Annotated in this window: 11 protein-coding genes; 5 read left to right on the forward strand and 6 right to left on the reverse strand. The window is 72.5% G+C overall.

Annotated elements, in window-relative coordinates; all coding sequences use genetic code 11:
- Positions 1-62: 62 nt before the first annotated feature.
- From ACNKF0_RS21145 to ACNKF0_RS21160, 4 genes are all read left to right on the forward strand, one after another.
- Positions 63-614 carry an RNA polymerase sigma factor gene (locus tag ACNKF0_RS21145; RefSeq protein WP_416954742.1) on the forward strand — a complete coding sequence of 184 codons (552 nt, stop codon included), beginning with the start codon at positions 63-65 and terminating at the stop codon, positions 612-614.
- A gap of 34 nt (positions 615-648) precedes the next feature.
- Positions 649-1,728, forward strand: coding sequence for a hypothetical protein (locus ACNKF0_RS21150; RefSeq protein WP_416954743.1), 1,080 nt, complete (start codon positions 649-651; stop codon positions 1,726-1,728).
- A 235-nt stretch (positions 1,729-1,963) separates the two neighbouring features.
- On the forward strand, positions 1,964-2,443 hold the full coding sequence (locus tag ACNKF0_RS21155) for a cupin domain-containing protein (protein WP_416954744.1): 480 nt from the start codon (positions 1,964-1,966) through the stop codon (positions 2,441-2,443).
- A gap of 10 nt (positions 2,444-2,453) precedes the next feature.
- Positions 2,454-3,005 carry a protein-L-isoaspartate O-methyltransferase family protein gene (locus tag ACNKF0_RS21160; RefSeq protein WP_416954745.1) on the forward strand — a complete coding sequence of 184 codons (552 nt, stop codon included), beginning with the start codon at positions 2,454-2,456 and terminating at the stop codon, positions 3,003-3,005.
- Here the strand turns inward: ACNKF0_RS21160 and ACNKF0_RS21165 are convergent.
- Positions 2,981-4,117, reverse strand: a complete 1,137-nt coding sequence (locus ACNKF0_RS21165) for a heparan-alpha-glucosaminide N-acetyltransferase domain-containing protein (RefSeq protein WP_416954746.1) — start codon at positions 4,115-4,117, stop codon at positions 2,981-2,983. The genes ACNKF0_RS21160 and ACNKF0_RS21165 overlap by 25 nt on opposite strands.
- 553 nt (positions 4,118-4,670) lie before the next feature.
- Positions 4,671-5,360: a winged helix-turn-helix transcriptional regulator gene (locus ACNKF0_RS21170; protein WP_416954747.1), complete on the reverse strand. Its 690-nt coding sequence runs from the start codon at positions 5,358-5,360 to the stop codon at positions 4,671-4,673.
- Positions 5,361-5,473: 113 nt separating this feature from the next.
- On the opposite strand from ACNKF0_RS21170, the gene ACNKF0_RS21175 reads away from it, so the two are divergent.
- The gene (locus ACNKF0_RS21175) at positions 5,474-6,868 is read left to right on the forward strand and encodes an FAD-binding oxidoreductase (protein ID WP_416954748.1); all 1,395 of its coding nucleotides are present in this window, start codon (positions 5,474-5,476) and stop codon (positions 6,866-6,868) included.
- Positions 6,869-6,948: 80 nt separating this feature from the next.
- Here ACNKF0_RS21175 and ACNKF0_RS21180 read toward each other — a convergent pair whose 3' ends face one another.
- From ACNKF0_RS21180 to ACNKF0_RS21195, 4 genes are all read right to left on the reverse strand, one after another.
- Complete coding sequence (locus ACNKF0_RS21180; RefSeq protein ID WP_416954749.1) at positions 6,949-8,109, reverse strand: acyl-CoA dehydrogenase family protein; 1,161 nt, start codon at positions 8,107-8,109, stop codon at positions 6,949-6,951.
- Positions 8,106-10,103, reverse strand: a complete 1,998-nt coding sequence (locus ACNKF0_RS21185; protein WP_416954750.1) for a biotin carboxylase N-terminal domain-containing protein — start codon at positions 10,101-10,103, stop codon at positions 8,106-8,108. Before ACNKF0_RS21185 ends, ACNKF0_RS21180 begins: the two co-directional genes overlap by 4 nt.
- A 130-nt stretch (positions 10,104-10,233) precedes the next feature.
- The gene (locus ACNKF0_RS21190; RefSeq protein ID WP_416954751.1) at positions 10,234-11,880 is read right to left on the reverse strand and encodes an acyl-CoA carboxylase subunit beta; all 1,647 of its coding nucleotides are present in this window, start codon (positions 11,878-11,880) and stop codon (positions 10,234-10,236) included.
- Positions 11,877-12,347, reverse strand: coding sequence for an SRPBCC family protein (locus tag ACNKF0_RS21195; RefSeq protein WP_416954752.1), 471 nt, complete (start codon positions 12,345-12,347; stop codon positions 11,877-11,879). Before ACNKF0_RS21195 ends, ACNKF0_RS21190 begins: the two co-directional genes overlap by 4 nt.
- Positions 12,348-12,349: the final 2 nt, after the last annotated feature.

A 12,349-nucleotide genomic window follows, 5' to 3' on the forward strand; every position in this document is an offset into this window, starting at 1 on the left:
CGGAGCACCCGGCTGGGGGGTTCTGCACGTCCGCCGGGCGCCCTCGGGTGACAATGCGCCCTGTGGGTGAGCAGGAGGGGCTCGACTGCGCCGTCGAGGCGATGCAGGCGGGAGACGAGGCGGCGTTCCGCGTCGTCTACCGCCACGTCCAGCCACCCCTCCTGCGCTACCTCACCGTCCTCGTCGGTCCCGCCGAGGCCGAGGACGTCGCCAGCGAGGCGTGGGCGCAGGCATTCCGCGACCTCGACCGGTTCAGCGGCGACGCTGACGGCTTCCGCGGCTGGATCACCACCATCGGCCGCAACCGGGCCCTCGACCACATCCGCCACGCCCGGCGCCGTCCGGTCGCCGAGGAGCCGGTCGACCAGCTCGTGGACCTCCCCGACGACATCGACCTCGAGGCCGACGCCATCGGTCGGATCAACTCCGAGGCGATCGTCCGGCTGATCGGCTCCCTGCCCCGCGACCAGGCCGAGGCCATCATGCTGCGCACGGTGCTCGGCTTCGACGCCCCGACCGCCGCCCGCATCCTCGGCAAGCGCCCGGGCGCCGTGCGGGCCGCGGCCCACCGCGGCCTCAAGCAGCTGGCCAAGCGAATCTCCGAGGAGCCGTAACACCTGTGGATGCCGTGACGCTGAAGGGAGTGAGATGAGCACCCCGGACCCCCGCTTCTCCCGCCGCGATGCCGAGCGCCTGCTCGACGCTCCGGCGGAGCACGACGACGTCCTCGGCTGGGCCCTCACCGCCGCCAGCGCACCGGCACGCCCCGAGGAGCTCCGCGGGGAGGACGCGGCGGTCGCCGCCTTCCAGGCCTCACGCCTCTCACCGCCCCCGTCCTCCCGCACCGGCTACGTCTCGCCTGCGCGACTCGGCGGCCGGGCGGCCACCCGGGCCGTCATCGCGACCGGTGCGGTCGTCGCGCTGACGTCAGGCGGCTTCGCGCTCGCGAGCTCCACCGGCCTGCCCGGCATCCCCGGTCTGCCGGACCTGCCCACCCTCCCCGGCCAGGCGGCCGACCGGGCGACCGAGTCCGTCGCCGAGGCACCGCGGGGCGCTGCCGGATCGGCCACCTCGGGCGGCGACGCGACCACTGGCGGGCCGTCGGGGTCCGCCGCCGGCACCGGTTCGTCCGATCCCTCCGGCTCGACCAGCCCGTCCGGCTCGACCAGCCCGACCAGCCCGTCCGTCACGCCCTCGTCCTCCGACACCCCTGCCGGGACCCCCACCCAGACCCAGACGACACGCCCCGACCTCGAGGGCCTCTGCCGGGCGTTCCAGGCCACCGACCGCTCCGACGCCGGCAGCTCCCTCGGCAGCGCTGCCTTCCTCGCGCTCGCGGCGGAGGCCGGCGGCGCCGACCGGGTCGCGACCTACTGCGTGGACCTCGTCGGCCCGCCGAAGGACACCGGCAGGTCCACCGACAAGCCGACCCCCTCGCCGGGCAAGCCCACCGACCAGCCGACCCCCTCGCCGGGCAGGCCCACCGACCAGCCCTCGAACGGCAACCAGGGCAACCAGGGCAACCAGGGCAACCAGGGCAACCAGAACGGCTCCGGAAACGGCAACCCGGGCAACAGCTCGAACCACGGCAACGGCTCGAACCAGGGCAACGGCACGAACCCGCCGAGCCCGGCCGTTCCCCCCGGCCCACCCACTCCCACCAGCACCGCCGACCCCGGGACCTCGGAACATCCCGGCAAGGGAGGCGGACACCAGACACCCGGGTGACCGGGCGGCGGCCGCGTTCCGCAGGACCGGACCTCGCACCCCGTACGTCGACCTCCCGCCGACGTACGGGATCCCCCCAGAAGCGCGAGATCCACGTCCTACCAACGCACAGACAACGGCATGGCCCTCCCCCGGGACCATGCCGTTGTCGCGTCCCGGCCGGCCCTCGCCCACCCCTCGCCGGACCTGCGCTGTCGCCGGCAGGGGCTAGGTTCCTCAGCAGGGAGGGTCACCGATGAGCTATCCACCACCGATCTACCACGGGGAGTCCGGCGAGGTGTCGGCACACGTCGTGCCGGCCGACCTCGAGCCGGCCGTGGTCTACCCCAACGGCAACAAGGTCTTCTACCTCGCGCAGGGCGCCGCCACCCAGGGCACGTTCGGCCTCTACCGGTGGGAGTTCGCGGGTCCCGAGAGCGGACCCGGCGCCCATTTCCACCGCACCATCACCGAGTCGTTCTACGTCCTCGAGGGCACGGTCACGATCTACGACGGCACCGACTGGGTGCCGTGCCACGCCGGCGACTTCGCCCACGTCCCCGCGGGCGGCATCCACGGCTTCCGCAACTCCGACGGCCCGGCCAAGATGCTGCTCCACTTCGCGCCGGGCGCGCCGCGCGAGGCCTACTTCGAGGGGCTCGCCGCGGGCATGGGCCGGCTCGACGGCGACGCCTACGACCGCTTCATGCGCGAGCACGACAACACCTGGGTCTGAGGAGGCCTGCATGGACCCGGTCAGCGCCGCGTTCGACGCCACCCCACGCCGAGACTTCCTCCCGCGCGCGGTCCGGCGGCGAGCGTCGTACGACGGCCCGCTGGGGATCGCGGCGGGCCAGACCAACTCCCAGCCACGCACCGTCGACGACATGCTGCGGCTGCTCGACGTCCACCCCGGCCAGCGGGTGCTCGACGTCGGGTCGGGATCCGGCTGGACGACCGCGCTGCTGGCACACCTGGTCGGCCCCGCCGGCACGGTACTCGGCGTCGAGCTCGAGCCGGAGCTGGTGGCGTTCGGTTCCGCCAACCTCGCGCGCACCGCTCGCCCGTGGGCGACGATCCGACAGGCCTCCCCGGGCGTGCTCGGCGACCCCGCCGGGGCGCCGTACGACCGGATCCTGGTCTCCGCGATGGCCGACTCGCTGCCGCAGGCGCTGGTCGACCAGCTCGGGGACGACGGTGTCCTGGTGGTGCCGGTGGACGGGACCATGCTGCGGGTGGGCAACCCCGGCGCGGTCGTCACCGAGCACGGGCACTACCGGTTCGTGCCGCTGCGCTGAGGCTCCCCGGCAGGCGTGACGGACCGGCGGGCGAGCCGGACCGGGAGGCCCGCCACCGTCTCGAGCGGACCGCGGCGCCGCAGCAGCCGGAGCGTCGCGCCGAGAGCCAGGAGCACGATGACATGGAGGACGTACGTCGACGGCTCCTCCGGCGGCCAGACCGCATCGGTGCGCATCACGACGTGGAGGGAGTAGAGCGTGAGCGTCGCGGCGCCGGCCCCGAACAGGACGGCGAGGACGGCGTTCGCCGGACGGGGCAGCAGCCGCTCGGCGAGCAGGCAGAGCGCGATGACGAGGACGGCGCTGCCGATGGTCTGGGCGAGGTCGAACGGCGTCGCGGAGTGCGGCGCGACGAGCAGCAGCCAGCTCCAGTCACCGTCGGGGGGCGTCACGCCGTACATCCCGGTCGCGTTCTCCGCCGCCACCGCCGGGTCCGCGAAGGTGCGCGACACCTGGGTGGCCAGCAGCGCCACCGAGAGCCCGCCGAGCGCCAGGCCACCGAGCAGCGCCGGGTCGCGCAGGTCGAGGCGACCGAGCACGAGGCCGGCGAGCAGGTAGGCCAGCCACGGGACGATCGGGTAGTAGCCGGTGAGCAGCAGCTCGCTCATCAGCTGCCCCGGGTCGGCCAGCTGCGCGAAGGCCGGGCTGTCGAAGCCGCGCGGGGGCAGGTGCGGCCGGACCAGGTGGGACACGACCGGCGCCAGGGCGACCCAGGCGACCGTGAGCGGGAGGAGGACCCGGACCCCCAGGAACGTGAACGGCAGGCCCAGCACGAACAGGACGGCGTAGTAGGTGAGGATGACCGCGATGCCGGTGTCCAGGCCGCCGAGCAGCAGACCCAGCAGCCCGATGAGCAGCGCGCGGGCGGCGATGCCGGCGGTGCGGGCCGCGAGGGGCCGACCGCGCAACGGCTCCCGCGTCATCAGCGCGAGGCTCACGCCGGCCAGGACTGCGAAGAGCGCCGACGCCCGCCCGCCGGCCAGCCACTGGGCGGTGGTGAGGTCGCCGCCGGCCGTGCGCTCGTCGAGCACGTGGGTGGCGAGCATGCCGAGCAGGGCGAGGCACCGGGCGACGTCCAGCCCGATGAGGCGGCCGCGCGACGTCCCGGTCATGGCCCCATCCTGCCGGGCCGGACCCGACGACGAGGCCGACCGATGACCTGGTCAGGTGCCCGGGCGGGCCACCTGCTCGGCCAGGTGCGCGGGGGCCTGGATGCAGTAGGAGTCGGTGAGCAGCTCGGCCAGCTCGTCCCAGTCGATGGCGTCGTCGTCGAGGATCATGCCGATGGCGTTGCCGGCCCCACCCGGAACGGAAGTAGGGGGCGCCCATGTGCTCGAAGGCCGCAACCTCGTCGGGCTCGCCGCGGAAGGTGATCCGGAAGAGCTGGTCCTCCCCGCCGAAGACGTGAGCCACGGTCGCGCTGCCCACGCGCCACCTGGTGCCGGTCCAGGCCGGCTCCTGCCGGCACCGCGGGAGCGCGCCGAGCACCGCGTCGATGCGCAGCACCCACTCCTCGGGCACGAGGGGACGGTCGGCGAGGGCCACGCTCGGGATCCTGCCACTGCGCACCGACACCATGAAGGCAGTTCGGGTTCGGTCGCCGCGCACGCTCAGCGCAGCAACCGGCGGAACGAACTGCCTGCAGGGTGCTCAGCGAACCCGGCGTCAGGACGCCGGGGCAGCCGCGTCCTCGGGCAGCGGCACCGGGGCGAAGGGGCTGCGGGTGAACCACGTCGGCAACGCGCGCACCAGGGGACGCGGGCCGGCGACGGCGAGGTCGCCCGCCTTCACCGCGCCCATCAGGTCGCGTCGTCCCATCCAGTAGTCGATCATCGTCTCGACGTGGCCGGCCACCTGCACGTCGACGTCGTGCCCCGGGTCGGTCAGGCAGAGGTCCACCGTCGGCGACTCCAGCACCAGCCAGAAGTGGCTCTTGCGGTCGCTCGACCCCTGCAGGTGGAAGTGCACGACCACCCGTTGCTCGGGCAGCGCCGAGAGGTCGACGTTGCGGTGGATGTCCCACATGAGCAGCGAGGCGTCGTAGTGCTTGGCGATCACGTCGCCCCGCGCCCAGCGCTGCCCCCAGACGCCCATCGACTCGATCACCGGCCACAGCTCCTTGCCGGCCGCGGTCAGGTGGTACTCCCCGCCGACGTGATCGACGACGCCGACGCGCTCGAGCGTCTTGAGGCGCTTGGACAGCAGCGCGGGCGACATGAGCGGCACCCCGCGGCGAAGGTCGTTGAAGCGGGTGCTGCCGCACAGCAGCTCGCGCACCACCAACGGCGTCCACCTCTCGGTGAGCACCTCCGAGGCCATCGCGACGGGGCAGAACTGACCGTAGGTGGAAGCCATCCTCCACGGTAGGACCGCTATGGGTTCTGTACCAGTACAGGATCGATACTCGCCGGCCGGGCGCCGGCGGTCGCACTGTGGACAGGTACCACCACCGACGAGGGAGCCCAACCATGACCGTGCTCGACATGCCCACCACCGAGGCCCTCGCCGGCGACTTCGCCGGCGACCTGATCACCCCGGCCCACCCGGCGTACGACGACCAGCGCCGCATCTGGAACGGGGAGATCGACCGCCGCCCGGCCCTCCTCGCCCGGTGCCAGGGCGCCAGCGACGTGGCCGCGGCACTCCGCTGGGCCCGCGACCACGGCCTCCCGGTCTCGGTGCGCGGCGGCGGCCACGGCATCGCCGGGCACTCGCTCGTCGACGACGGCGTCGTGCTCGACCTGTCGGGGATGCGCGGCACCGTGGTCGACCCGACGACCCGCACCGTCTCGGCACAGGGCGGGGCGCTCAACGCCCACGTCGACCGGGAGAGCCAGGCCTTCGGGCTCGCGATGACCAGCGGCTACATCAGCCACACCGGCATCGCCGGGCTGACGCTGGGCGGCGGGATCGGCCACCTGATGCGCAAGACGGGGCTGGCGATCGACGCGCTCCGGTCCTGCCAGGTGGTCACCGCCGACGGCTCCATCGTGCGCGCCTCCGAGGCCGAGAACCCCGACCTGTTCTGGGGCCTGCGCGGCGGGGGCGGCAACTTCGGGGTCGTCACCGACTTCACGTTCGAGCTCCAGCCGTTGGGCCCGACCGTCCTCGCGGGCCTGGCCGCGTGGCCGGCGGACGAGGCGCCGACGGTGCTCGCCTTCCTGCGCGACTTCATGGCCGACGCCCCTGACGAGGTGGGCCTGATGGCGAACCTCCGCCTCGCGCCGGCGCTGCCGCTGTTCCCCGAGAGCCTGCACGGCAAGCCGATCATCGGCCTGGTGGCGACGTACGCCGGTCCGGTCGAGGAGGGCGAGCGGGTGCTGGCGCCGGTCCGGGCGCTCGGCCACCCGGTGCTCGACACCGTCGCACCCAAGCCGTACGTCGCGCACCAGAAGTTCCTCGACCCGGCGGTGCCGCACGGGCGGCACTACTACTGGAAGTCGCACCGTCTCGGGCCGCTGACCGGGGAGGTCATCGACACGATCTGCGAGCACCTGGCGACCATCAGCAGCCCGCTGTCGACGGTGCCCATCTTCAGCTTCGGTGGCGCGATGAGCCGGGTGCCCGAGGACGTCACCGCCTTCCCGCACCGCGACGCCAGCCACGACATCAACATCGTGGCGTCCTGGCTGCCCGAGCAGGCCGGCGACGCCGACCGGCACCGTGCCTGGGTCCGCGGCTTCTTCGACGCGCTCGCCCCGCACAGCCGCGGCGTCTACGTGAACTTCACCAGTGACGACGCCCAGACCCGCGTGCAGGAGGCCTACAGCCCCGTCCAGTGGGAGCGGCTGCGGACGCTCAAGACCGCGTGGGACCCGGACAACGTGTTCCGCGGCAACGCCAACATCCCGCCGCTCGCCTGACGGCGCCCGCAGCCCATATCTGAGGACGTGATGAACGGAATCGGGGGTCCAAGACGTCCACCACGTCCTCAGATATCCCGTCAGTAGGACTTCGGCAGCCCCAGGCTGTGCATCGCGACGAAGTTGAGGATCATCTCCCGGCTGACCGGCGCGATCCGGCCGGCGCGCGCGGCGACGAGCAGCCCGGCCATGCCGTACTCCTGCGTGATGCCGTTGCCGCCGTGGGTCTGCACGGCGGCGTCGACGGCGTGGACGGCGGCCTCGGCGGCGGCGTACTTGGCCATGTTGGCCGCCTCGCCGGCCGCCATGTCGTCGCCGGCGTCGACCAGCGCGGACGCCTTCTGCGTCATCAGCCGGGCGAGCTCGTTCTCGATGTGGGCCGTCGCGAGCGGGTGGGCGATGGCCTGGTGGGAGCCGATCGGCGCCTTGAACACCGTCCGCTCCTTCGCGTACGCCGACGCCCTGGCGAGGGCGTGGCGGGCGAGGCCGGTCGAGAAGGAGGCCGCCATGATCCGCTCGGGGTTGAGGCCCGCGAACAGCTGCACCAGGCCGCCGTCCTCGTCGCCGACCAGCGCCTCGCGCGGCAGTCGGACGTCGTCGATGAAGACCTGGAACTGCTTCTCCGGGCTGACGATCTCCATCGGGATCGCGGTGAACTCGAAGCCGGCCGCGTCGGTCGGTACGACGAAGAGGCAGGGCTTGAGCTTGCCGGTCTCAGCATCCTCCGCCCGCGCCACCACGAGCACGTTCGCAGCCTCGTCGACGCCCGAGATGTAGACCTTCTGGCCCTTGAGCACCCACTCGTCCCCGTCGCGGCGGGCGGTGGTGGTGATGTTGTGCGAGTTGGTGCCGGCGTCGGGCTCGGTGATCGCGAAGGCCATCGTCGCGGTGCCGTCGCAGATGCCGGGCAGCCACTGCTGCTTCTGCTCCTCGGTCCCGTAACGCGCGATGACGGTCCCGCAGATCGCCGGGCTGACGACCATCATCAGCAGCGGACACCCCTGCGCGGCGAGCTCCTCGCAGACGGCAGCCACGTCGCCGATGCCGCCGCCCCCGCCGCCGTACTCCTCGGGGATGTTGATGCCGAGGTAGCCCGCCTTGGCGATCTCGAGCCAGAGCTCGGTGGTCTTCTCGCCGGAGCGCGCGCGCTCGACGAACCAGTCACGGCCGTATCCACTCGCCAGCTTGGCCACCTGGCGGCGGAGCTCGATCCGCTCCTCGGACTCGGTGAAGTTGCTCATGCGCTCTCCTCGGTTGCTCCGGCGACGACGGCCAGGACCTCCCCGGACGCGACCTGCGACCCGGGCTCGACGTTGATCTCGGTGACGGTGCCGTCGTGCGGCGCCGTCACGGTGTGCTGCATCTTCATGGCCTCGAGCACGAGGACGACGTCCCCCGCGGCCACCTCGGCGCCGGTCTCGACCTTGACCGCCACGACCGTGCCGGGCATCGGCGCGAGCAGGGAGCCGCTCGCCACCGCGTGGGCGGGGTCGGTGAAGCGCGGCACCTCGCGCAGTCGTACGGACCGAACGCTGCCGTCCACGTGGACCTCACGCATGCCGGTCCGGCGATCCGCGACGATGAGTCCGTCCCACCGCCCGGTGACGCCGTCGACCTCCAGCCGGGCGTACGTCGGGGACACCTCCAGCACAGTGACGCCGTCGACGACGAAGCCGTCGCGCGTGCCCCACCACTCGACCGGTTCGTGCCCCTCGAACGTGGTCCGCTGGGGCTGGCTGACGACGTTGCGCCAGGCGGCCGGGACGCCATGCTGGACCGTACGCCGGGCGGCGTCGTCGGCGGCCAGCATCAGCGCACCGGCCACGAGCGCCGGGCGGTCACTGGACGTTGAGTCGCTGGGAGACTCAGCGGGAATCGGACGCGACTCCAGCCACGTCGTGGTCATCTCGCCGGCCGCGAAGACCGGGTCGGTGAGGATGCCGACGAGCTGGTCGCGGTTGGTCGTCACGCCGTGGATCCGCGCCCGTCGCAGGGCCGCGACGAGCATCCGGATCGCCTGCTCGCGGGTGGGCGCCCACGCCATCACCTTGGCCAGCATCGCGTCGTAGAACGTCGACACCTCGTCTCCCGACCCGAAGCCGCTGTCCACGCGGATGCCCGAGGACGCGAGCAGGTCGAAGGCACCGTCGGCGGGCAGGTCGAAGGTGACCAGCCGCCCGCTCTGGGGGACGTACGTCGCGTCCTCGGCGTAGAGCCGGACCTCGATCGCGTGCCCACCCTCCCCCGCATATCTAGGGACGTTCTGGTGGGCATCGGCGCCGTCTGCCGTCCAATTCGTCCCTAGATACCCCGATCCGAGCCCCCGGTCTTCGGCCACCGCGATCTGCGCCGCGACGAGGTCGGTGCCGGTCACCAGCTCGGTGACCGGGTGCTCCACCTGGAGCCGGGTGTTCATCTCGAGGAAGAAGAAGCGGTCGGTGGCGGGGTCGTGGAGGAACTCGACCGTGCCCGCGCCGCGGTACCCGATGCCCTCGGCCAGGCTCTCCGCGGCCGCACACATGGCCTGCTCCGTCGCGGCGGGCAGGCCGGGGGCCGGTGCCTCCTCGACGACCTTCTGGTGACGACGCTGCACCGAGCAGTCGCGGGTGCCGAGCGCCCGGGCGCCCGAGGCGTCCGCCAGGACCTGCACCTCGACGTGGCGCCCGGCCTCGACGTAGGGCTCGACGAAGACCGTGCCGTCGCCGAACGCCGACTCCGCCTCCGCCCGTGCGGCCTCGATCTCGGCGTCGAGCCGGTCGAGGGTGCGTACGACGCGCATGCCGCGCCCGCCGCCACCGGCCGAGGCCTTCACCAGCAGCGGGAGGTCGGCCTCGGTCGGGGCGTCCGGGGCAGACAGGACCGGTACGCCGGCCGCGGCGGCGATCTCCTTGGCGCGGACCTTGTCGCCCATCGCCTCGATGGCCTCGGGCGGGGGTCCGACCCACGTGAGGCCGGCGTCGGTGACGGCGCGGGCGAAGGCGGCGTTCTCGGAGAGGAAGCCGTAGCCGGGATGGATCGCGTCGGCACCGGACCGCAGCGCCGCCTCGACGACGAGGTCGATGCGGAGGTAGGTCTCCGACGGCGCGTTGCCGGGGAGGCGGATGGCGCGGTCGGCCTCGGCGACGAACGGCAGGCCCGCGTCGGCGTCGGAGTGGACCGCCACGGTCTCGATGCCGAGCCGGCGGCAGGTGGCGAAGACGCGGCGGGCGATCTCGCCGCGGTTGGCGACCAACAACCTTCGGATCATTGCTGGCCTCCCGGGTTTCGACGCGTCCGTCGCGACCTCGTGCCTCGGTCGCGGGACTTGCTCAACCTCGTCTCGCCGACGCGACGGGCTCGTTCCTCGCACGCCGCTGCTCGCTTGATCATGGCCTGAACACCCCGAATCCCTCGGCACCCTTGAACGGTGCGTTCTCGATGACGCTGAGGCAGATGGCGAGCACGGTGCGGGTGTCGCGCGGGTCGATGACGCCGTCGTCGTAGAGCATCCCGGACAGCGCGTAGGGCAGCGACTGCTCCTCGACCATCTGCTCGACCATCGCGCGCATGCCGGCGTCGCCCTCGTCGTCGTACGCCTGTCCCTTGGCCTCGGCGGCCGCGCGGGCGACGATCGAGAGCACGCCGGCGAGCTGGGCCGGGCCCATCACCGCGGACTTCGCGCTCGGCCAGGTGAAGAGGAAGCGCGGGTCGAAGGCGCGGCCGTTCATGCCGTAGTTGCCGGCCCCGTAGGACGCGCCCATGATCACGCTGAGGTGCGGGACGGTGCTGTTGGAGACCGCGTTGATCATCATCGCGCCGTGCTTGATGATGCCGCCCTGCTCGTAGTCCTTGCCGACCATGTAGCCGGTGGTGTTGTGCAGGAAGAGCAGCGGGGTGTCGGCCTGGTTGGCGAGCTGGATGAACTGGGTCGCCTTCTGCGCCTCCTCGGAGAACAGCACGCCCTGGGCGTTGGCGAGGATGCCGATCGGGCGTCCGTGCAGCTGCGCCCAGCCGGTGACCAGCGACGTGCCGTAGAGCGGCTTGAACTCGTCGAACGGCCGGCCGTTGTGCTCGCTGGTCCCGTCGACGATCCGGACGATCACGTCGCGCGGGTCGAACGGCTCCTTCAGGTCGGTGGGGACCAGGTCGAGCAGGCCGTCGGGATCGGCGTCGGGCTCGGCGAAGGCGGACCTGGTGGGGAAGTCCGACACTTGGAGGCCGTTGCAACCCCCTCGAAGTGGCGGAGTCCCCGCACGAGCGGGGAGTCTGCGGGCGGGCTCGGGCTTGTGCCGGTTCAGCCGGGCCACGATCCGACGCCCGATCCGGATCGCGTCGTGCTCGTCCTCGGCGAGGTAGTCGGCGAGGCCGGAGACGCGGGCGTGCATCTCGGCGCCGCCGAGCGACTCGTCGTCGGACTCCTCGCCGGTCGCCATCTTCACCAGCGGCGGACCGCCGAGGAAGACCTTCGCGCCGCCGCGGACGAAGACGGTGTAGTCACTCATGCCCGGGACGTACGCCCCGCCGGCGGTCGAGTTGCCGAAGACCAGAGCGATGGTGGGCTGGCGTCGTGCGGACGCCCGCGTCAGGTCGCGGAAGAGCTTGCCGCCGGGGATGAAGATCTCCTTCTGCGTCGGCAGGTCCGCGCCACCCGACTCGACGAGCGAGATCGTCGGCAGGTTGTTCTCCTCGGCGACCTGCGAGGCGCGGAAGATCTTCTTCACCGTCCAGGGGTTGGAGGCGCCGCCCTTGACGGTCGGGTCGTTGGCGCTGATCAGGCACTCCACCCCCTCGACGACGCCGATGCCGGTGACGACGGACGCGCCGACCGTGAAGTCCGAGCCCCAGCCCGCCAGTGGCGACAGCTCGAGGAAGGCCGACCCCGGGTCGAGGAGCAGCTCGATCCGCTCGCGCGCGGTCAGCTTGCCGCGGGCGTGGTGGCGGTCGACGTACTTCTCGCCGCCGCCGGCCACCGCGACCGCGTGCTGTGCGTCGAGGTCGGCGAGCTTCTCGAGCATCGCGGTCCTGTTGCTCATGACTCCACGACCGCCTTCATCCGCTCGAGAGTCGTACGCATCCCGCGACGGTTGGTGCGCCTCCGGAGCGGGCCGAGCACCAGCCAGTAGAGGCGGGTCGGCAGGTTGGGGTCCATGCGGAAGTACTCCGTCACGAGCGTCCCGCCGTCCTGCGGCTCGAGCCGGTAGCCCCAGTTGTTGACCGTGATCGCGTCGGTGCCGACGGAGAACTCGAAGACCTGCTCCGGCTCGCAGGCAGTGACCCGGCATGGTGACCAGTACGTCGGTCCGACGCCGTTGCGCTTCACGTGGCCGGCGAAGTAGGCGCCCACCTCGGGCCCGGTCGAGCCGCGGGTCCACTTCGCCTCGAACGTCTCGGGGCTGAACTCCCCGATCCGGGTGACGTCGCTGACGAGGTCCCAGACCTCGGCCGGCGGGGCGTCCATCCAGACCGAGACCTCGTCCCCCAGGGACGGCAGCTTGATCATCG

Source organism: Nocardioides sp. T5 (genome assembly GCF_048161455.1).
Classification (GTDB): domain Bacteria; phylum Actinomycetota; class Actinomycetes; order Propionibacteriales; family Nocardioidaceae; genus Nocardioides.

Coding starts and splice junctions, on each gene's coding strand:
- ACNKF0_RS21155 (WP_416954744.1), top strand. CDS start 1,964: ATGAGCTATCCACCACCGATCTACCACGGGGAGTCCGGCGAGGTGTCG.
- ACNKF0_RS21165 (WP_416954746.1), bottom strand. CDS start 4,117: ATGACCGGGACGTCGCGCGGCCGCCTCATCGGGCTGGACGTCGCCCGG.
- ACNKF0_RS21190 (WP_416954751.1), bottom strand. CDS start 11,880: ATGAGCAACAGGACCGCGATGCTCGAGAAGCTCGCCGACCTCGACGCA.
- ACNKF0_RS21195 (WP_416954752.1), bottom strand. CDS start 12,347: ATGATCAAGCTGCCGTCCCTGGGGGACGAGGTCTCGGTCTGGATGGAC.
- ACNKF0_RS21150 (WP_416954743.1), top strand. CDS start 649: ATGAGCACCCCGGACCCCCGCTTCTCCCGCCGCGATGCCGAGCGCCTG.
- ACNKF0_RS21170 (WP_416954747.1), bottom strand. CDS start 5,360: ATGGCTTCCACCTACGGTCAGTTCTGCCCCGTCGCGATGGCCTCGGAG.
- ACNKF0_RS21160 (WP_416954745.1), top strand. CDS start 2,454: ATGGACCCGGTCAGCGCCGCGTTCGACGCCACCCCACGCCGAGACTTC.
- ACNKF0_RS21175 (WP_416954748.1), top strand. CDS start 5,474: ATGACCGTGCTCGACATGCCCACCACCGAGGCCCTCGCCGGCGACTTC.
- ACNKF0_RS21180 (WP_416954749.1), bottom strand. CDS start 8,109: ATGAGCAACTTCACCGAGTCCGAGGAGCGGATCGAGCTCCGCCGCCAG.